This is a genomic window from Geodermatophilus sp. CPCC 205506 (assembly GCF_051383635.1).
Taxonomy (GTDB): Bacteria; Actinomycetota; Actinomycetes; order Mycobacteriales; family Geodermatophilaceae; genus Geodermatophilus.
In genome coordinates, this window is the sequence record NZ_JALPKP010000031.1 from 26,849 (window position 1) to 45,963 (window position 19,115).

Here is a 19,115-nt window from a genome sequence, read left to right on the forward strand (position 1 = left end):
GCGTCAGGCGGGCAGCCGCAGACCGGTCGACGGCGAGAAGAGGTGCTCCTTGCCCGGCTGGATGCGCAGGTGGACCCGCTCCCCCTTCGCGGGTGGCCGGGCCGGGTCGACCCGGGCGACGATGTTGTCGCCCAGCGGGCCGGAGTCCTCGCGGAGCTCCGGCAGGGTCCCGTGCAGGAACGCGTCGGAGCCGAGCTCCTCGACGACGCCGACGTCCACGGGGAAGGCGCCGGGTTCGGCCTCCGTGGCGAGGTCGAGGGCCTCCGGCCGGAAGCCGACGGTCACCCGGTCCGCCCCCTCCGCCGACAGCGCGCTCAGCGCCGCGGTGGGCAGCGGCAGGCGGGCCCGCCCGAGCACCGCGTACCCGTCCTCGATCCGGAACTCGGCGATGTTCATGCCCGGAGAGCCGATGAAGCCGGCGACGAAGACGTTGGCCGGCTCCTGGTAGAGCCGCAACGGGGTGTCGCACTGCTCGAGGAGGCCGGCCCGGAGGACCGCCACGCGGTCCCCCATCGTCATCGCCTCGACCTGGTCGTGGGTGACGTAGACCGTCGTCGTGCCCAGCCGCCGCTGCAGCGCGGCGATCTGGGTGCGGGTCTGCACCCGGAGCTTCGCGTCGAGGTTGGACAGCGGCTCGTCCATGAGGAACACCTGCGGGGACCGGACGATCGCCCGGCCCATCGCGACGCGCTGGCGCTGGCCACCGGAGAGCGCCTTCGGCTTCCGGTCCAGGAACTCCCCGAGATCCAGGATCTTCGCGGCCTCCCGGACCCGCTGGGCGATCTCGTCCTTGCCGACGCCGGCGATCTTCAGGGCGAAGCCCATGTTGTCCCCGACCGTCATGTGCGGGTAGAGCGCGTAGCTCTGGAACACCATGGCGATGTCCCGGTCCTTCGACTTCAGGTGGGTGACGCGCCGGTCGCCGATGAGGATGTCGCCCCGGTCGACGTCCTCGAGGCCCGCGAGCATGCGCAGGCTGGTGGACTTGCCGCAGCCGGAGGGGCCGACCAGGACGAGGAACTCCCCGTCGGCGATCCGGAGGTCGAGGGCGTCGACCGCGGGCTTCTCGGAGCCTGGGTAGATGCGGCTCGCCTTGTCGTAGGTGACCGAGGCCATGAGCTGTCTCCTTGCGGGTGGAGTCGAGGGGGACGTCAGGTCTGGGGGTGGACGACGACCTTCACCGACCGCGGGTCGCGCCGGCCGGCCGTCAGCGCGTCCTCGGCCCGGTCCAGGCCGTAGGTGCCGGTGACGAGGCGGTCGAGGTCGATGCGGGCGGCCGCGACCAGGGCGATCGCCGTCGGCCAGGTGCCGGCGTAGCGGAAGGTGCCGGTCACCTCGAGCTCGCGCTCCTGCACGACCGACAACGGCAGGGGCAGCTCGTCGCCGCCCATGCCGACGAGCACCGCCCGGCCGGCCAGGTCCAGGGCGCGGATGGCCTCGGCGGTGGCCGCGGGGTGGCCCGAGCACTCCAGCAGGACGTCGGGGGGCCGGGGCAGGTCGGTGAGCCGGGTCGACCGGGCGTCGACCACCTCGGTCGCCCCGAGGTCGCGCGCCAGCGCGAGGCGCTCCGGGTTGACGTCGGACACCACCACGTCGGTGGCGCCGAAAGCGCGGGCGGCCTGGACGCTGACGAGCCCGATCGGTCCGGCGCCCGTCACGAGCACCCGGGATCCGGCGGTCACCCGGCCCTTGCGGCAGGCCCAGAGCCCGACCGACAGCGGTTCGAGCAGGGCGGCGGCGTCGTCGCTGATCGTGTCCGGCACCGGGTGGGCGAAGGCCGCGAGGACGACGACGTACTCGGCGAAGGCCCCGTCGATGGGCGGGGTCGCGAAGAACCGCATGTCCGGGCAGAGGTTGTACCGCCCGGCCAGGCACTGCGGGCAGGTCAGGTCGGGGACCCCCGGCTCGATCGACACCCGCTGCCCGACGGCCGGCGTGGTGACGCCGGGGCCGAGAGCGGCCACCTCCCCCGCCGCCTCGTGACCCAGCACGAGGGGGGACTCGACGACGAACCGGCCGATGCGCCCGTGGTCGTAGTAGTGCGTGTCCGATCCGCAGACCCCGACCGAGGAGACCCGCACGACCACCTCACCGGGTCCCGGCTGCGGAACGGGCCGCTCCTCCACCACCACGTCCCCGGGTCCCCGCAGGACGGCGGCGCGCATCGCCGTCGCCTGCCGGAGGCCGCTGGGACCACCGGAGGCGAGGACGGCGGGCCGGCTCACTTGACCGCGCCCAGGGAGAGGCCCTGGACCAGCTTGTCCTGGGCGGCGAAGCCGGCGATGAGCACCGGCAACGACACCACGAAGGCGGCCGCGCACATCTGGGCCAGGAACAGTCCCTGACTGGTCACGAACCCGGTCAGGTACACCGGCGCGGTCAGGGCCCTCGTCCCGGTCAGGGTCCGGGCCAGCAGCAGCTCGTTCCAGCTGAAGATGAAGCAGATCAGCGAGGTGGCCGCGATCCCGGGCAGGACGATGGGCGCCACCACCTGGCGCAGCGTCCGCAGCAGCCCGGCGCCGTCCATGGCGGCCGCCTCGAGGATCTCGACGGGGACCTCGGCGAGGAACGAGCGCATCATCCAGACCGCGATCGGCAGGTTCATCGAGGTGTACAGCACGATGAGCAGCCAGATGTTGTCCAGCAGGCCGCTCCACTGGGCGAACAGGTAGATCGGCAGGATGCCGGCCACCACCGGCAGGAAGCGGGTGGACAGGAAGAAGAACATCACGTCGGTCCACTTGCGCACCGGCCGGATCGACAGCGCGTACGCCGCCGGGATCGCCAGGACGAGCACGAGCAGCGTGGAGACGAGGCTGGCCGTCAGTGAGTTCAGCAGGGACGGCCAGGGGTTGGTGCCCGTGCCGACGCCGAAGAAGGAGCGGTAGCCGTCCAGGGTCAGCGGCGCGAGGAGCGAGGGCGGGTTGGTGGCGGCGTCCTCCTCGCTGTGGAACGAGGTCAGCACCATCCACAGCACGGGGACGACGAACAGGAACCCGATCACCCAGGCGACCAGCCCGAGGAGGAGTCCGCTGCGCGGCTTGCGCGGGCGGCGGGGCTCGCCCTCGGAGGTGCGGGTGGCAGGGACCGGTCCCACGTCGGTGATCGAGCTCATCGCTTGCTCTCTTCCTGGAACAGCGTCGACACCGTCCGCAGCGCCAGCGTGGCGATGGCGATCGTGCCGATCACGGTGATGACCCCTGCCGCCGATGCGAGGCCGTAGTCGTGAGCCGTGTAGAAGGTCTGGTAGATGACGTAGGGCAGGTTCGCCGTGCCCAGGCCACCCGAGGTGATGACGAAGACCGCGTCGAAGGTCTGCACGATGTAGATCGCACCCAGCAGCGCGCCCAGCTCCAGGTAGCGCCGCAGGTGCGGGAAGGTCATGTAGCGGAAGATCTGCCAGGCGCTCGCCCCGTCGATGCGGGCCGCCTCGATGACGTCCAGCGGCCGACTCTGTAGACCCGCCAGCAGGATCAACATCATGAACGGCGTCCACTGCCAGATGAGGGAGACCTCGATCGACGCCAGCGGCGCCATGGTGATCCAGTCGGGCTGCGGCGGGTTGTCCGAGCCGAACAGGCCCCAGACCCACGTCAGCATGCCGTTGAGCAGCCCGTACTCCGGGTTGAACAGCGCGTGCTTCCACAGCAGCGCCGCGGCCACCGGAACGACGAGGAACGGCGTGATCATCATCGTCCGCACCGCACCCCGGCCGAGGAACTTCCGGTCGAGGAGGAGGGCGATCCCCATCCCGAGCACCAGGCTGACCAGGACGACGACCGTGGTGAGGACGATGGTGGTGACGATCGCCTCCCGCATGTTCACGTCGGTGAGCACGCTGGCGTAGTTGCTGAACCCCGTGAAGCCGCGCTCGTCGGGGTAGTACGCGTTCCAGTCCATGAACGAGATGACCAGCGTGCCGATGAAGGGCAGCTGGGTCACCACGATGGTGAAGATCAGCGCCGGCAGCAGCGGCGCCCGCCGGGCCCAGTCAGCGGAGCGACGCAGCGCCCCGTCCGTCGGAGGTGGCGGTGTACGGACGTCGTCGCGGCCGCGCTCGACGAGGGTGCTCATGACCGCTCCTCCCCTTCGAGGATCCGTTCGGTGCCGGCGGCCCGCACGCCGCAGCTCGGGGTGTCGGGGTGGGCGGTCATCCGGACTCCCGCTCCCGGTAGCGCTGACCGACGTCCTCAGCCAGCTCCTGCCCCCGATCGAGGGCTTCCTCGACGGTCATCTGGCCGGCGATCGCGGAGCTGACGTCCTGCGAGACCTGCGTGGCCAGGGCCGGGAAGTCCGGGAAACCCATGAACTGGATGCCGGGGGCCGGACGAGGCTGGACCCCCGGGTTGTCCGGGTCGGCGGTCTCGATCGCCGTCAGCGTGGGTTCGGCGAACGCCGAGGCCTCTGCGAGGTAGTCCGGGTTCGAGTACGTCGACGCCCGTTTGCCGGCGGGGACCCGCGACCAGCCGAGCTCCGCACCGACGAGTTCCTCGTACTCCCGGCTGGAGGCCCAGGAGATGAACTCCCATGCGGCGTCCTGCTTGGCACTCGCCTGCTGGATGCTCCAGGACCACGCGTAGAGCCAGCCCGAGTTGTCGGTCTCGACCACCGGCGCCGGGGCGTAGCCGATCAGGCCACGGACCGGGGAGTCGGCGGCCTCGAGGGACCCGGCGGCCGAGGTGGCGTCGTACCACATGGCGGCGTTGCCCTGGATGAGGTTGTTCAGGCACTCGGTGAAGCCCGCCTGGGGAGCTCCGGTCTCGCCGTACTCCCGGACGAGGTCCACGTAGAACTCGACGGCTTCGCGGAACTCCGCGCTGTTGACCTGGGCCTGCCAGTCCTCGGTGAACCAGGTGCCGCCGAAGGTGTTGACCACGGTGGTGAGCGGCGCGAACACCTGACCCCAGCCGGGCTGGCCGCGCAGGCAGATCCCGGCCATCCCCGGCTCGGCCCCGTCGACCTGGGCCGCGATGTCCGCGACCTCCTGCCAGGTCGGGTTCGCCGGCATCTCGACGCCCGCCGATTCCAGGACGTCCCTGCGGTACATCAGGAAGGACGACTCGCCGTAGAACGGCTCGCCGTACAGCCGACCGTCGTCACCGGAGAGCGAGGCGGTCAACGGCGCGAGGACGTCGTCCTGGTCGAACTCGCTGTCGGCGGCGACGTAGTCGTCCAGCGGGGCGATCCACTCGCTGCGGGCGTAGATCGGGATCTCGAAGTTGCTCAGCGTGGCGACGTCGTACTGGCCCGCCTGGCTGGAGAACTCCTGGCTGATCTTGTCCCGGACGTCGTTCTCCGGCAGAACCGTGAAGTTCACCGAGATCCCGGTCTCCGCGGTGAAGTGCTCCGCGGTCAACTGCTGCAGGTCGACCATCTGCGGGTTGTTCACCATGAGCACGTTGATGGTGTTCGGTCCGCCGCCGCTGGGGCCTCCGCCCCAGCCCGCGCACCCACTCACCCCCACCGTCAGAGCGGCCGTCATGGTGACGGCGAGTCCGGGTCGCACGCGTCCAGGCAAGGTCGGGACCTCCGCCGTTCGAGTGAAGACGTCGCGCTCATATGAGCACGACGTCACTCAGATGTGTGAAGGAAGTCTCGGGTGGTGGCATGCGTCACGTCAAGGGGCTGTGCAATAGTGAGCCCCCAGGCGCTCAGATGAGCAGGAGATGGCATGGCGGACGACAGGCCCGGGCCGGCCCAGGTCGTCCTCACGGCGTCCGTCGCGCGCCGCTACTACCTGGACGGCCGGTCCAAGATCGAGATCGCCGACGAGTTCGGCCTGAGCCGCTTCAAGGTGGCCCGGCTGCTCGACGCCGCCCGGGAGAGCGGCCTGGTGCGCATCGAGATCCGCCACGCCGGCGAGATCGACGTCGACCTGTCGGCCCGGCTCCGCGACCGGTACGGGCTCCAGCACGCGGTCGTGGTCGACACACCGGACGACGACGCCGAGTCCCTGCGCGGCCACGTCGGGCGGGCCGCGTCCCAGCTGCTCGCGGAGATCATCACGCCGCAGGACGTCCTGGGCCTGGCGTGGGCCCGGGCGGTCAGCGCGGTGGCACGGGCGCTCCCCCCGTTGCCCGGGACCCCCGTCGTCCAGCTCTCGGGAGCCCTCTCGATGCCCGAGGGACCGGACACCTCGGTGGACGTCGTCCGGGAGGTGGCCGGCCGGTCCCGCGGGACCGCCCACTTCTTCTACGCCCCGCTCGTGGTGCCGGACGCCGCCACCGCCCGGGCCCTGCGCCAGCAGCCCGAGGTCGCGCGGGCCTTCGGCCAGCTGCCGCTCGTCACGAAGGCCGTGGCGGGGGTCGGGCTCTGGGAGGCCGGGCAGTCGACGCTGTACGACACCGCCTCCGAGAGCGACCGCGAGGAGCTGCGCCGGCTCGGCGTGTGCGCCGACATCTCCGGCGTCTTCGTCTCGGTCGACGGCGTGCCCGTACCGACCGCGCTGGCCGAGCGCATGATCGCGATCAGTGCCGAGGAGATGCGGGCGATCCCGGAGGTCATCGTGGTCCCCTACGGCACCCGCAAGGCGCTCGCCGTGCGAGCCGCTCTCCGCAGCGGCCTGGTCGGTGGGATCGTGACGCACACGGCCCTCGCTCACGCCGTCCTGGAGGAGTGACGACCCCCGGACGCGGGCAGACGACGACCGCGGAGGGGTGGATGCCCGAGGAGAGCGAGCCCGAGGTCGTCCTCGTGGGAGGCACGGCCAACCGCGGGCAGGTGGTCCTGGTCGGGGACACCGTCCGGCGGCCGCAGCGCCCCACGGGCCCGGCGACCCACGCGCTCCTGCGACACCTCGCCGACGTCGGCTTCGACGGAGCCCCGCGGTTCCTCGGCGCGGACGACCAGGGGCGGGAGGTCCTCTCCTACGTCCCCGGCACGGCGATCACGCCGCCCTACCCCGAGTGGGCCCTCACCGACGACGCTCTCGTCAGCGTGGCTCACCTGCTCCGTGACTACCACCAGGCGGTCAGCACCTTCGACCCCACCCCGTTCGCGTGGCCGCCGACGCCTCCGGCCGCCTTCACCGGAGGGCTGGTCAGCCACAACGACGTCAACCTGGACAACGTCGTCTTCCGCGACGGGAGAGCCGTCGCACTCATCGACTTCGACCTCGCCAGCCCCGGCTCCCGGGTGTGGGACGTCGCCTGCGCCGTGCGGCTGTGGGCGCCACTGCGGCCGGACCGCTACATCGACGACAGCAGGCGCGGCCGGGCGCTCGACCGCCTCCGGCTGTTCGTCGACAGCTACGGCCTCACCGACGCCGACCGGGCGGACCTCGTCGCCGCGATCCGGCAGAACCACGAGTGGTGCTACGACATCGTCGGCACCGCGGCCGCCAACGGCCACGCCGGCTTCTCCGACTACTGGGGCGGCGGGGCCAGGGAGCGGGCCGAGCGGACCGCCCAGTGGTACCTCGCCCAGGAGCACCGGCTCAGGACAGCACTCCGCTGAACCCCGCCGTCCCGCGCCCTGGCCTCGCTCGGTCCTCGACGTCGTCGACCCCCACCCCGCCACGGGCGCCGACCGGGTGTCATGGACGGCCGACCCACTCGAGCACCAGCCGGGGGCGTTCGAGGATGAACAGGTGGCCCGATCCTCGTTGCTCGATCAGGCGGGCGGAGGGAACCTGCGCCGCGACCCACCGGGCGATCCCGACCGGCACGTTGACGTCCTCGGTGCCGTGCAACAGCACGGTCTCCACGGTCAGGTCCGCCGGATCCACGCCGAGCGGTCCCGTGCCGAGGGCGAGGTCGCGGACCGCAGCGCCAGGGCCCTGCTCGAGGGCCTCGCGGAAGTCCTCGTCGAACCGCCGGCGCCACTCGGGGGCATCGAACACCCGGCGATCGGAGGCCGGCATGAAGCGCCTCCCTGCCCTGCTCACGGCCGAGTCCGGATCGGCGGACAGCTGCACGGCCAGCAGTGCCCCCGTGACCCGCGGGGCGTACCGGGCCAGGAGCAGCAGGAGCCGGACGGGCGGGGCCGTTCCCCGCCGCGCGGCGCGCGGGACCGGGAGTCCGGCCGAGACCAGGATCAGCCGCTCGAACCGCTCCGGATGCGAGATCGCGGCGGCCAGCGCGAACCCGCCTCCACCGCTGACCCCGCACAGCGTGACGGTCGGTAGCTCGAGATGATCGAGCAGCTGCCGCAGGTCATCGGCATATCCCGGGAAGGTGGTGCCCCCAGGCACGCGGTCACTGGCTCCGTAGCCCGGTCGCTCAGGCGCGATCACCCGGATCCCGGCGCCGCCCGCGAGCCCGTGCACCCACTGGAACTGCAGCCGCGAGCCGGGCGTGCCGTGCAGCACCACCAGTGGCGCACCATCGGCACTGCCGTACTCGGCCCAGGACATGCGCCGGCCGTCCGCGAGCACGAACGTCAGGGCCGTCCGCGGGGGCACGCCCTCAGCCACTCCCGCATGGTGGACGCGGGCTCCCGACTCGACAACGGCCGCCGACACGGGAGGGGAGAGGCCGGCGAACCGCCGCCGGCTCCCTGACCGCCCTGGACGCGGTAGTGATACTCACCCGCCGGAATCCTGAGAGGTACATCGGGATCAGGCGACGGGTCCCGCTCGATTCCGGCGCAGGGCAGCCATTGATCGGGCGCTCATCGGGGCACCCAGTCCGGCGACGTCGACGTGTCCGGTCGCGTGCCGACGACAGTTGCGGCGACAGCCGACCTGGCCCGGTCGCTCGGAACGGTGACCTGGAGCAACCGGCAGCCGTGGACGTGCTGACGAGATGGACGATGCCGCTGAGGTCATCCGTCGGCCGAAGGCGGCTTGGGCAGCTTCCAGACCCGTTCGAATGCGTCGGCGACCAGGGGCCAGATCCGCTGACGAGCATCCTCGACCGAATCGATTCCATCGGCCAAGGGACCGAAGACCACGAAGTCGTGGGGGATCACTCTGCCGGCCCGGTCCTGCCGCCCCAAGGGATCCGGGAAACGCAGCGCCACCATCTCGGGCAGCGCCACCGTCTCCGCGACGCGACGGCAGGCCTCCGACGTGTTCTCGACACCCGAGAAGGCGGCGTCGTAGACGGGGAGCGGATCCCCGGATGCGTCGTTACGGAGGAATCGAAAGCCCCAGGTCCGCCCACGAGTGGCCCAGATGAGGCTCATCTCAGGCTCCTGAGGAGGATGTGCTCCTCTTCGCCCTTGTTCAGGTCCATCGCGAAGCGGGTCAATGTGGCTCGCAGATGGTCGTGTGTGGCCAGCGCCTCGGAGTTGATCTCTCTGAGCCTGTCCCCAGTCAGCTCGGCCGCTTCGGTCACGCTGGAACCGACGATGTTCAGCAGCTGACCTACCGGGCCCAGCAGCTTGCTCTTGCTCCCGACCAGCGCAGCGGCCAGAGGTCCGGCGCCGCGCAGCAGACTCTCGATCACCTTTCCCGGGATCTGCTTCGCCTGGGCCCACCGGACGTGGCGCTCGAAGGGCAGCATGGCGGCCAGGGGCAGGATCATCTCCAGACCAACGCGCTCGGTGACCTCGATCCTGTCTGCGTCGAACTTCGCTGACGAGAGCAGCAGGAAGTCCTCACCGACTGACAGCGCGTCCCCGGCTTCCACCAGGCCGGCGAGCACCTTGCGCAGTTCGTCCATGTCGTCCCAGGCCTTCTCGATGAGAAGGTCCCTGAACGCGAACACGTCCAGGTCAGGTAGCAGATCGGACTTCGACAGGCCCATGATCCAGATGCGCGGGAACTCGACGAGAGGCTTCCCGTCCGTCAGCAGGTCGTCCCTGAGGGACAGCAGCCCGTTGCGGAAGTTGGCCAGCAACGACTTCAGGTACCGCTCCTCCTCCCCGGAGTTGTCCACCAACCGCTGCCCGTCCACGAGCAGGAGAGCGACATCGGAACCCAGCAAGGACCTGAACGTGTCGACCCTGCGCCGGGCTTCCTCTGATCCGCTCACGTCCTGCTCGAACCACTCCCCCGGGTAGTCGTGCCAGACGAGGCGCAGGGCGTCGAACGGCCTGGTCCTCATGGCCTTGGCGCCGGACGCGTCCTTCAGCTTGATCGAGAAGGAGTAGGACGTCGCGGAGAAGCGGGTGGCCTCGGGCAGCCGCGCTGAGTTCTTCATGCCGAGGTAGTTCCTGTGCAGCCGAGCACCTTGCCCGATGTCGTCCGCCACGACGTGGAACAGACTGTTCCGGAGGTACTGAGGCTCCTGCGTGGCTCCGTAGAACGAGGAGATCAGGACGGTCTTGCCACTGCCGCTCTCGCCGAACACTGCGATGTGCTGCTCCAGCGCTGTGCTCAGTCGCATGGGCGGAGCGTAGGGACCCTCGCGGACAGTCACGGCCGACGGGCTGGCCGCGTGTCCCAGCGACGGGAGCTCGGGAATCAGCTGCTGATCGCCGGGGGACGACCACGGCCTTCCTCAAGGACGACAGGGGCCTGCCGTGCCGAGCACACCGCCCGCCACGCTGCGCGTGAGGCAGGCCATAACCTCACCGTCATGCGCGCTGTCCAGATCACCCGCTTCGGCGGTCCCGAGGTCCTCGACGTCGTCGACGTGCCCGATCCGGTCCCTGCCAAGGACGAGCAGCTGTTCGACGTCTCCACCGCCGGCATCAACTACGCCGACACCCACCAGGTCGAGAACAGCTACCTGGCGCCGCAGGAGCTGCCGCTGGTGCCCGGCGCGGAGTTCGTCGGGACGGCGGCCGGCGGCGGGCCGCGGGTGGTCGGGCTGCTCGGCGGTGGCGGCTACGCGCAGAAGGTCGCCGCGCACCCGCGGCTGACCTGGCCGGTGCCCGACGGGGTGACCGACGAGCAGGCGCTGGCCGTCGTCCTCCAGGGGGCGACCGCGTTCCACCTGCTGCGCACCAGCGCGCACCTGGCCGGCGGCGAGACCGTCGTCGTCATCGCCGGCGCCGGCGGGGTCGGATCGCTGGCGATCCAGCTGGCCCGGCGCTGGGGCGCGGGCCGGGTGATCGCCACCGCGTCCAGCCCGGAGAAGCGGGCGCTCACCGAGGAGCTCGGCGCCGACGCGAGCGTCGACCCCGCCCTGGCCGACGACGACCCGAAGACGTTCACCGCCGCCCTGCGTGAGGCCAACGGTGGCAAGCCGGTCGACGTCGTCCTGGAGATGACCGGCGGGCACGTGTTCGACGGCTCGCTGTCCGCGCTGGGGCCCTTCGGCCGGCTGGTGGCGTACGGGCAGGCCGGCCGCACCCCGCCCCGCCCGGTGCAGTCCGGCTCCCTGATGCACCGCAGCCGGGCGGTCATCGGCTTCTGGCTGGCGCACTGCATGGCCCGACCGCACATGCTCGACGACGCGATGACCGAGCTGCTGCCGCTGGTCGCCGACGGTGCACTGCGGCCCGTCCCCGGCGGCCGCTATCCGATGTCCGCCGTCCGCGAGGCGCACCAGGACCTGCTCGCCCGCCGCACCACCGGCAAGCTCGTCCTCGACCCCTCCCGCTGAGCGGCCCCGCCCGTCGTCTTCCGCGGAAACCGACGGACGGAGCCCCGCGGCGAGGACGGACTTTCCGCGCCGAAAGTCCGGGGCGAGGACGGACTCTCCGCGCCGAAAGTCCGGGGCGAGGACGGACTCTCGGCGCGGAGAGTCCGCTACACCAGGCGGTTGGTCCAGAGCAGGCTGAGGACGACGCCGACGAGGGCGAGCAGCACCCCGCCGCGGACGAACCAGTAGCTGACGTCCCGCGGCTCGACGGTGTACCCGATCTGGCTGCCGAGGTCCTCGTACACCTGCTCGAGCTCCGCGGCGCTGGCGGCCTCGCTGTAGCTGCCGCCGGTCTCCTCGGCGATCTCCTCGAGCGTCGCGCGGTCGACCGGCACCGGCACCCGCTCGCCGTCGAGGTCGAGCGTGCCGTAGTCGGTGCCGAACGCGATGGTCGACACCGGCACCCCGGCGTCCACCGCCGCGTCGATCGCCTGGGTGTCGTCGCGGCCCACGGTGTTGTAGCCGTCGGAGAGCAGCACGATGCGGGCCGGCGGCAGCTCCTCGTCGGTCGCGTTGAGGGCCGACTGGTAGTTCTCGATCGCGGTGAGCGAGGTGAACACCGCCTCCCCGATCGCGGTCGACTCGGCGAGGTCGAGGTTGTCGATCGCGCTGCGCACCTGGCCGCGGTCGGTCGTCGGCGTCACCAGGGTGGTCGCGGTGCCGGCGAAGGAGACCAGCCCCAGGTTGATCCGGGCGGGGAGGACGTCGACGAACTGCTTGGCCGCCATCTGCATCGCCTCGAACCGGCTCGGCTCGATGTCGGTGGCCTGCATCGACAGCGACACGTCGACGGCCATGATCACCGTGGCCCGCTCGCGCGGGACGCGCACCTCCGTGCTCGGGACGGCGAGCGACACGACCAGCGCCGCCAGCCCGAGCGCCACCACCCCGAACGCCAGGTGCCGGCGCCACCCGGGCCGCTTGGGCACCAGCGAGCCGAGCAGCGCGACGTTGGTGAACCGGGCGGCGTAGGCCCGGCGGCGCAGTTGCAGCACCACGTACAGCCCGACCAGCGCGACGACGGCGAGCAGGGCGAGCAGCCACAGCGGGGCCTGGAAGGTCATCGGGACGCTCCTCCGCTGCCGGCCCGCCGGCGGTCGGCGACGAACCGGACGACGTCCATCAGCCAGTCGCGGTCCGTGCGCAGTTGCAGGTGGCCGGCCCCCGACCGGCGCAGCGTCGCGGCGATCGCCTGGCGCTGGGCGGCGGCCCCAGCGGCGAAGCGGGCGCGGAACTCGGCGTTCCCGGTGGGCACCTCGAGGGTCTGGCCGCTCTCCGGGTCGACGACGGTGAGCAGGCCGACGTCGGGCAGCTCCAGCTCGCGCGGGTCGACCACCTCGATCGCCAGCAGCTCGTGCCGCCCGGCCAGACCGCGCAGCGGCCGTTCCCAGTCGCTGTCGCCCAGGAAGTCGGAGACGACGACCACCAGACCGCGCCGGCGCGGCGGCCGGCGCAGCGACTCCAGCGCCTCGGCGAGGTCGCCCCGGCGGCCGCCCGCCGCCCGGGGGGTGGCGACCACCTTGCGCAGCAGCCGGTCGGCGGCCAGCCGGCCCGACGCCGCCGGGTACCGGTCGACCCGCTCCCCCGTGGTGACGACGGCGCCCAGCCGGTTGCCCCCGCGCACGGTGAGGTGGCTGACCGCGGCCAGGCCGGCGATCGCGAGGTCCCGCTTCTCGCAGAGGGCGGTGCCGAAGTCCAGGCTCGCCGACAGGTCGACGACCGCCCAGGTCTCCAGCTCGCGGTCGGCGATCGTCTCGCGGACGTGCGGCACCTGGACGCGCGCGGTCACCGGCCAGTCCATCCGCCGGACGTCGTCGCCGGGGTGGTAGGTGCGGGAGTCGCCGGCCTCGGTGCCGGACCCGGGGACCAGCCCCAGGTGGTCGCCCTGCAGCAGGCCGTCCAGCCGCCGCCGGACGGTGAGCTCCAGCCGCTGCAGCAGCACGTCGGCCGGCCCCTCGCCGAACCGCGGGGGCGCGCCGTCCCCGGCTCCGGGGTCGATCCCGGAGCCGGGGGTCGGAGCGGGCCCGGGCGGTTCCTGTACTGCCGTGGCGGCCGGGCGACGACGGAGGATCACGCCGGTGCGGACCCGGAGGCGTAGCCGTTGCCGGCCGACCCGGGCTGGCCGGGCGCGGGCGGGCCGAACTGCGGCGCGGACGGGCCGGGGCCGGGCTGCTGGCCCCCGGGCTGCCCCGACGGCGGGCCGAACTGCGGCGCGGACGGGCCGAACTGCGGGGCGCCGAACTGCGGCACGGCCGGCCCGCCGGGCGCGTTCGGACCGAAGCCCCCGGACCGCTGCCGCGGCGTCACCTGGGGCAGCGGCACGGTCTGCAGGATGCGCTTGACCACGTGGTCGGCCGGCACGCCGTCGGCCAGCGCGTCGTAGGAGAGCACCAGCCGGTGGCGCAGCACGTCGGCGGTGACGTCGAGGACGTCCTGGGGCAGCACGTAGTCCCGCCCCCGTACCAGCGCCAGCGCGCGGCTGGCCGCGATCAGCCCCAGCGAGGCGCGCGGGCTGGCGCCGTAGGACACCCAGGACGCGACGTCCTCCATGCCCAGCTCGCGCGGGGCGCGGGTGGCCACGACCAGCCGGACGACGTAGTCGACCAGCGCGTGGTGGACGAACACCTGCGTGACCGTCCCCTGCATGCGGACCAGGTCCTCGGGGCCGAGGACCGTCTCGGGCACCGGCGGGGTGGACCCCATCCGGTAGATGATCTCCCGCTCCTCCTCCGGGCTCGGGTAGTCGACGAGCACCTTCATGAGGAACCGGTCGCGCTGTGCCTCGGGGAGCGGGTAGACACCCTCCGACTCGATCGGGTTCTGCGTGGCGAGCACGAGGAAGGGGTCGGGCAGCGGGTGGGTGACCCCGCCGATCGACACCTGCCGCTCGGCCATGACCTCCAGCAGCGCCGACTGCACCTTCGCCGGCGCGCGGTTGATCTCGTCGGTGAGGACGAAGTTGGCGAACACCGGGCCGAGCTCGGTGTCGAAGGTGTCCCGGCCGGCCTTGTAGATGCGGGTGCCGATGATGTCGGCCGGCACCAGGTCGGGAGTGAACTGCAGGCGGGCGAACTTCCCGCCGACGACGGTCGCCAGCGTCTCGACCGCGAGGGTCTTCGCGACGCCCGGCACGCCCTCCAGCAGCACGTGGCCGCGGGCGAGCAGGCACACCAGCATCCGCTCGACCAGCCGGTCCTGGCCGACGATCACCCGCTTGATCTCGAACAGCACCCGCTCCAGGCGGGCCGCGTCCACCGACGGCGGCACCGGTTGGCCGGCGGCGGGGACCCCGGTGGGCTTCTCGAGGGGCGTGCTGGCGGCGCTGCTCACGGATCTCCCTGATGGTGCCGGGTCACGGCCTCCGGGAGGCCGGCGACGGGGCGGCGTCCCCGTCCCCCCGCCAGTGTCCTACACGTTGCTGGAGGGTTCCTGGACGTGCGCCGTGCACCCGCCGGGCGCGACCCTGCACCCCGCGTTCCGCCGGGCCGACGGCCGTTCTTCCGGCGCGTGCGCACCCCTGCCCGCGGCCGCGGGTGACTGCTAGCCTCGGCACTGCGTCGGGCAGCTCCCCCCGTGGCTGCCCGACGCCCTTTCCTGTGCGCCCCGGCCCCGCCTTCAGCCGGTCGGCCGGACGGCGCCGAAGTAGTTCGCGCCGAACCACATCGACGAGACCCGGACGACGTCGCCGCTCTGCGGCGCCTGGATCACCTCGCCGCCGCCGATGTAGAGCGCCACGTGGTAGATCGACGTGTACTCCGAGCCCGACGCCCAGAACACCAGGTCCCCGGGCTGCAGGTCGGCGCGCGCCACGGTGCGGTTCCGGAAGTTCCACCACTGGTCGCGGCTGACCCCGCCGATGGAGATGCCGGCCTTCCAGTAGGCGTACTCGGTGAGCCCGGAGCAGTCGAAGCCGACGATGTCCTGGTCGGGGTCCAGCCCGCCGCTGGGACCGTTCTTGCCGCCGCCGCCCCAGCTGTAGGGCAGCCCGCGCTGCGATCGCGCCGCGGCGATCGCCGTCTGCACGGCGGACATGGTCGGGCCGCCGGCCGTGGTGCTGCCGCCACCGCCGGAGGACGAGCCCCCGGTGGAGGAGCCGCCGGTGGACGAGCTCCCGGACGACGAGCCGGACGACGACCCACCCGACGACGCGCTCCCGGACGACGAACCGCTCGACGAGCCGCCGCTGGCCGACCCGCCCGAGCTCGTCGTCGTGCGGGGCCGGGCGGCCTGCGCTGCCGCGGCCGCCTCGGCGGCCCGGGCCGCGGCCTGCTCGCCCTGGGCGCCGGAGAGGGTCTCCTGGGCCTCGGCGAGCTCGGCCTCCCAGACCTCCTGCTGCTCGACGAGCGTCTCGGCCTGGGCGCGGGCGGCGACCTCCTGCTGCTGCGCGACCTCGAGCGTGTCGGCGGCCTCGGTCTCGGCCGCCACGGCCTGCTGCACCGCGACCTGGGCCGTCGCCTCGGCGGCGGTGGCCTGCTCCTCGAGGACGGTGAGCTGGGCGACGACGTCGACGCGGTGGGTGCCGACGGCCTCCAGCAGCGCGGCCCGCTGCACCAGCTGGCTGGGGCCGCTGGCGCTCATCAGCGCCGCGGCGCCCGGCGACGTGCTGCCCCGCATGTAGCTCGACCGCGCAAAGGCGGCCACCTCGGCGCGGCCGCGGTCCACCTCCGCGGCGGCCCGCTGGGCCGCGGCGGCGGCCGCGTCCGCGGTGGCCCGCGCCGCCTCCTGGGCGGCGCGGCGGAGCTCGTACTCCTGGAGCGCGATCTGCGCGGCCTGGTGCGCCGAATCGGCCGAGGCCTGGGCGGCCGCCAGCTGCGCGCTCAGCGCACCGACCTGGGCCGCGGCGGCGTCGCGCGCCGCCTGGGCCTGCGCCACCCCGCTGTCGCCAGGCGCGGCGACCGCGGTGCCGGGGGCGAGGCCCGCCAGCAGCAGGCCGGCCACCGCCGCCCCGGCCCCGCGCAGGGCCCATCGGCCGCGCTGGGTGGACCGCTTCCTCCGTGCACCGCTGACCACTGGACCGACCCCTCTCCGGGGCGCGGCGACGTCCGAGGGGGACGTCGCCGCGCGACCCGACACCGACAGCGCCCCGGAGGGCGCTTCCTGGTGGGGGGATCGACTGGATCGGGACCGCGGCGGAGGGGGTCCTCACCCCTGCGGGTGAGGGGTCCTGCTAATGGACCTGGCGCTCCGCGGTCGACCAGAAGGCCTCGCGCAGCTTGAACTTCTGGATCTTGCCGGTGGCGGTCCGCGGGATGGCCTCGCGGAACTCCACCCGCTTGGGGATCTTGTACCCGGCGATCCGCTGCCGGCAGTGGGCGATGATCTCCTCGGGCGTGACCTGCTGCCCCTCGGCGACGACCACCAGCGCGGTGACCATCTCGCCCCACTTGTCGTCGGGGATCCCGATGACCGCGACCTCCGCGACGGCCGGGTGGCTGAAGACGGCGTCCTCCACCTCGATCGAGGAGACGTTCTCGCCGCCGGTGATGATCACGTCCTTCTTGCGGTCGGAGATCGTGACGTAGCCGCCGTCGTCGATCGAGCCGCCGTCCCCGGTGTGGAACCAGCCGCCCTCCAGGGCCTCCGCCGACGCGTCCGGGTTCTCCCAGTAGCCGGCCAGGACGGTGTTGCCCTGGGCCAGCACCTCGCCGGAGTCGCTGACCGTGAGCCGGGTGCCCAGTGCCGGGACGCCGGCCCGCGACAGCTTCTTGGCCCGCTCCTCCGGCTCGAGGTCGTCGAACTCGGCGCGCGGGCGGTTGATGGTGAGCAGCGGCGCGGTCTCGGTGAGGCCGTAGATCTGGTTGAACTCCCAGCCCAGCTCGGCCTCGACGCGGGCGATGGTGCGCGACGGCGGCGGGGCGCCGGCGACGATGATGCGGACCCGGTCCCGGCCGGGGATCTCGCCGTCCCAGTCGCCGGCGGCGTCGAGGACGGCGTTCCACACCGCCGGGGCGCCGGCCATGACCGTGATCCCGTGCCGGTCGACCCGCCGCAGGATCTCGGCGCCGTCCACCTTGCGCAGCACCACCTGGCGGGCGCCGAGACCGGCCATCGAGTACGGCAGGCCCCAGCCGTTGCAGTGGAACATCGGCAGCGTGTGCAGGTAGACGTCGCGGTCGCTGACCTGCATGTGCATGGCGAAGGTGACCGCGTTGACCCAGATGTTGCGGTGGGTCATCTGGACGCCCTTGGGCCGGGCCGTCGTCCCGCTGGTGTAGTTGATCGTGGCGGTGGCGTCCTCGTCGGGCTCCGTCCAGGGCGCCGGCTCGGTGTCGAACCGGAGCAGCTGCTCGTACTCCTCCCCGGTCGTGAACCGGTGCTCGGCGTCCACCCCCTTGAGCGTCGTCTCCAGCTCCGGGTCGACCAGCAGCACCCGCGCACCGCTGTGGCCGACGATGTAGCTGACCTCCTCCGGGCTGAGCCGGAAGTTGACCGGGACGACGACGCGTCCGGACGACGGCACCGCGAGCAGGCACTCCAGCAGCCGCGCGGCGTTGTGGCTGACGACCGCGACCCGCTCGCCCTGCCCGACGCCCAGCGCGTCCAGCCCGGCCTGCAGGGCCCGCCCCCGACGCGCGACCTCGCGGTAGGTCACGTCCCCGGCCGACGGCGCGGGCTGGTTCGGCTCGTCGACGATGCCGACCCGGTCGCCGTACACGAGTTCGGCGCGGTCCAGGAAGTCTCGGGTGGTCAGGGGCACACGCATGTCCGGCTCCCGGGTTCTGGGGCCGCCGGGCGCTCCGGCGCCGGTCAGCCGCTCGACGTGGTCCCCGTCACGCTAGCGGGCGCCGGGCCGGTCAGGCAGGGCCAACCAGCCGCGGCAGCGCCGTGCCGATCGGCTCCCGGACGACGAGGTCGGCCAGCCCGTCGTAGGGAGTGGGTTCCGCGTTGACGACGACGACCCGCGCGCCGGCGCCGGCCGCGAGGTCGGTGAGCCCGGCGGCCGGGTGGACGGTGAGCGAGGTGCCGACGGCGAGGAAGACGTCGCAGTCGGTGGCGGCCGCCGCGGCCGCCGCGACGACCGCGGGGTCCAGCAGCTGCCCGAAGCTGATCGTCGCGGACTTGAGGATGCCGCCGCAGAGCCGGCAGGCGGGGTCGGGGTCGCCGGCGTCGATGCGGGCCATGGCCTCGGCCATCGTCGTCCGGTCGCCGCAGCCGAGGCACTCGACCGCGTGCACCGTGCCGTGCAGCTCGTGCACCAGCTCCGGTGAGGAGCCCGCGGCCCGGTGCAGCCCGTCGACGTTCTGGGTGACCAGGGCGCGCAGCCGGCCCTGCCGCTCCAGCTCCACCAGCGCGGCGTGCCCGGCGTTCGGGTGGACGTCGGCCACCTGCAGGTCGCGGCGCATCTGCCAGGCCCGGCGGCGGATCCCGGGGTCGGCCACGTAGTAGGACAGCGTGACCAGCTTCTCGGCGTCCGGGTCCCGAGTCCACAGCCCGTCGGGTCCGCGGTAGTCGGGGATGCCGCTGTCGGTGGAGATGCCGGCGCCGGTGAGCACGGTGACCCGCTGCGCCGCGGTCAGCCAGCCGGGCAGCGGGTCGGGCACGGCACCGGTCGTCACGCCGTCCACGGTATGGCCGGCGCGGCCTCCGGGCAGGCAAGGGTCGCCTCACCTGCGCAGGTCCGGGGTGCGGCTGGGATGATCG

17 protein-coding genes are annotated in these 19,115 nt (G+C 72.8%); 3 read left to right on the forward strand and 14 right to left on the reverse strand.

Translation table 11 applies throughout. The annotated features are described in order from the left end of the window. Positions 1-3: 3 nt before the first annotated feature. The 5 genes from MY520_RS17625 to MY520_RS17645 all read right to left on the reverse strand — a co-directional run bounded on the left by MY520_RS17625 (position 4) and on the right by MY520_RS17645 (position 5,482). Positions 4-1,116, reverse strand: coding sequence for an ABC transporter ATP-binding protein (locus tag MY520_RS17625; RefSeq protein ID WP_436693860.1), 1,113 nt, complete (start codon positions 1,114-1,116; stop codon positions 4-6). Positions 1,117-1,151: 35 nt separating this feature from the next. Continuing rightward, complete coding sequence (locus tag MY520_RS17630) at positions 1,152-2,225, reverse strand: NAD(P)-dependent alcohol dehydrogenase (RefSeq protein WP_436693861.1); 1,074 nt, start codon at positions 2,223-2,225, stop codon at positions 1,152-1,154. Further along, positions 2,222-3,115 (reverse strand): carbohydrate ABC transporter permease, encoded by an 894-nt coding sequence (locus MY520_RS17635; protein WP_436693862.1) that lies wholly within the window; start codon positions 3,113-3,115, stop codon positions 2,222-2,224. Before MY520_RS17635 ends, MY520_RS17630 begins: the two co-directional genes overlap by 4 nt. After that, positions 3,112-4,074 carry a carbohydrate ABC transporter permease gene (locus MY520_RS17640; protein WP_436693863.1) on the reverse strand — a complete coding sequence of 321 codons (963 nt, stop codon included), beginning with the start codon at positions 4,072-4,074 and terminating at the stop codon, positions 3,112-3,114. The genes MY520_RS17635 and MY520_RS17640 overlap by 4 nt, the downstream gene beginning before the upstream one ends. A 76-nt stretch (positions 4,075-4,150) precedes the next feature. Next, the gene (locus MY520_RS17645; RefSeq protein ID WP_436693864.1) at positions 4,151-5,482 is read right to left on the reverse strand and encodes an ABC transporter substrate-binding protein; all 1,332 of its coding nucleotides are present in this window, start codon (positions 5,480-5,482) and stop codon (positions 4,151-4,153) included. Between the two features lie 189 nt (positions 5,483-5,671). Here MY520_RS17645 and MY520_RS17650 point away from each other — a divergent pair, with 189 nt between their 5' ends. Together MY520_RS17650 and MY520_RS17655 are read left to right on the forward strand one after the other, a co-directional pair. Next, entirely contained in the window at positions 5,672-6,619 is a 948-nt protein-coding gene (locus MY520_RS17650) for a sugar-binding transcriptional regulator (protein WP_436693865.1), read from the forward strand. 41 nt (positions 6,620-6,660) lie between these two features. Then, complete coding sequence (locus tag MY520_RS17655) at positions 6,661-7,455, forward strand: phosphotransferase (protein WP_436693866.1); 795 nt, start codon at positions 6,661-6,663, stop codon at positions 7,453-7,455. A 79-nt stretch (positions 7,456-7,534) separates the two neighbouring features. On the opposite strand, the gene MY520_RS17660 is transcribed toward MY520_RS17655, so the two are convergent. The 3 genes from MY520_RS17660 to MY520_RS17670 all read right to left on the reverse strand — a co-directional run bounded on the left by MY520_RS17660 (position 7,535) and on the right by MY520_RS17670 (position 10,271). Next, positions 7,535-8,413: an alpha/beta fold hydrolase gene (locus MY520_RS17660; RefSeq protein WP_436693867.1), complete on the reverse strand. Its 879-nt coding sequence runs from the start codon at positions 8,411-8,413 to the stop codon at positions 7,535-7,537. A 350-nt stretch (positions 8,414-8,763) separates the two neighbouring features. Next, complete coding sequence (locus MY520_RS17665; protein ID WP_436693868.1) at positions 8,764-9,126, reverse strand: hypothetical protein; 363 nt, start codon at positions 9,124-9,126, stop codon at positions 8,764-8,766. Continuing rightward, positions 9,123-10,271, reverse strand: a complete 1,149-nt coding sequence (locus MY520_RS17670; protein WP_436693869.1) for a TRAFAC clade GTPase domain-containing protein — start codon at positions 10,269-10,271, stop codon at positions 9,123-9,125. Before MY520_RS17670 ends, MY520_RS17665 begins: the two co-directional genes overlap by 4 nt. 192 nt (positions 10,272-10,463) lie before the next feature. On the opposite strand from MY520_RS17670, the gene MY520_RS17675 reads away from it, so the two are divergent. After that, complete coding sequence (locus MY520_RS17675; RefSeq protein WP_436693870.1) at positions 10,464-11,435, forward strand: quinone oxidoreductase family protein; 972 nt, start codon at positions 10,464-10,466, stop codon at positions 11,433-11,435. Between the two features lie 146 nt (positions 11,436-11,581). Here the strand turns inward: MY520_RS17675 and MY520_RS17680 are convergent, their stop codons facing one another. From MY520_RS17680 to MY520_RS17705, 6 genes are all read right to left on the reverse strand, one after another. Next, on the reverse strand, positions 11,582-12,538 hold the full coding sequence (locus MY520_RS17680; protein ID WP_436693871.1) for a VWA domain-containing protein: 957 nt from the start codon (positions 12,536-12,538) through the stop codon (positions 11,582-11,584). Further along, positions 12,535-13,416: a DUF58 domain-containing protein gene (locus MY520_RS17685; RefSeq protein ID WP_436693872.1), complete on the reverse strand. Its 882-nt coding sequence runs from the start codon at positions 13,414-13,416 to the stop codon at positions 12,535-12,537. The genes MY520_RS17680 and MY520_RS17685 overlap by 4 nt, the downstream gene beginning before the upstream one ends. Before the next feature lie 128 nt (positions 13,417-13,544). Continuing rightward, on the reverse strand, positions 13,545-14,804 hold the full coding sequence (locus tag MY520_RS17690; RefSeq protein WP_436693873.1) for an AAA family ATPase: 1,260 nt from the start codon (positions 14,802-14,804) through the stop codon (positions 13,545-13,547). Positions 14,805-15,089: 285 nt separating this feature from the next. Beyond that, entirely contained in the window at positions 15,090-16,484 is a 1,395-nt protein-coding gene (locus MY520_RS17695) for a C40 family peptidase (RefSeq protein WP_436693874.1), read from the reverse strand. A 157-nt stretch (positions 16,485-16,641) separates the two neighbouring features. Further along, positions 16,642-18,177, reverse strand: coding sequence for a long-chain-fatty-acid--CoA ligase (locus MY520_RS17700; RefSeq protein ID WP_436693875.1), 1,536 nt, complete (start codon positions 18,175-18,177; stop codon positions 16,642-16,644). Between the two features lie 91 nt (positions 18,178-18,268). Further along, a complete protein-coding gene (locus MY520_RS17705) occupies positions 18,269-19,030 on the reverse strand; it encodes an SIR2 family NAD-dependent protein deacylase (protein WP_436693876.1) in 762 nt (253 codons plus the stop codon). Between the last annotated feature and the right edge of the window lie 85 nt (positions 19,031-19,115).

Coding starts and splice junctions, on each gene's coding strand:
- MY520_RS17635 (WP_436693862.1), bottom strand. CDS start 3,115: ATGAGCTCGATCACCGACGTGGGACCGGTCCCTGCCACCCGCACCTCC.
- MY520_RS17650 (WP_436693865.1), top strand. CDS start 5,672: ATGGCGGACGACAGGCCCGGGCCGGCCCAGGTCGTCCTCACGGCGTCC.
- MY520_RS17670 (WP_436693869.1), bottom strand. CDS start 10,271: ATGCGACTGAGCACAGCGCTGGAGCAGCACATCGCAGTGTTCGGCGAG.
- MY520_RS17625 (WP_436693860.1), bottom strand. CDS start 1,116: ATGGCCTCGGTCACCTACGACAAGGCGAGCCGCATCTACCCAGGCTCC.
- MY520_RS17640 (WP_436693863.1), bottom strand. CDS start 4,074: ATGAGCACCCTCGTCGAGCGCGGCCGCGACGACGTCCGTACACCGCCA.
- MY520_RS17680 (WP_436693871.1), bottom strand. CDS start 12,538: ATGACCTTCCAGGCCCCGCTGTGGCTGCTCGCCCTGCTCGCCGTCGTC.
- MY520_RS17675 (WP_436693870.1), top strand. CDS start 10,464: ATGCGCGCTGTCCAGATCACCCGCTTCGGCGGTCCCGAGGTCCTCGAC.
- MY520_RS17700 (WP_436693875.1), bottom strand. CDS start 18,177: ATGCGTGTGCCCCTGACCACCCGAGACTTCCTGGACCGCGCCGAACTC.
- MY520_RS17665 (WP_436693868.1), bottom strand. CDS start 9,126: ATGAGCCTCATCTGGGCCACTCGTGGGCGGACCTGGGGCTTTCGATTC.
- MY520_RS17645 (WP_436693864.1), bottom strand. CDS start 5,482: ATGACGGCCGCTCTGACGGTGGGGGTGAGTGGGTGCGCGGGCTGGGGC.
- MY520_RS17655 (WP_436693866.1), top strand. CDS start 6,661: ATGCCCGAGGAGAGCGAGCCCGAGGTCGTCCTCGTGGGAGGCACGGCC.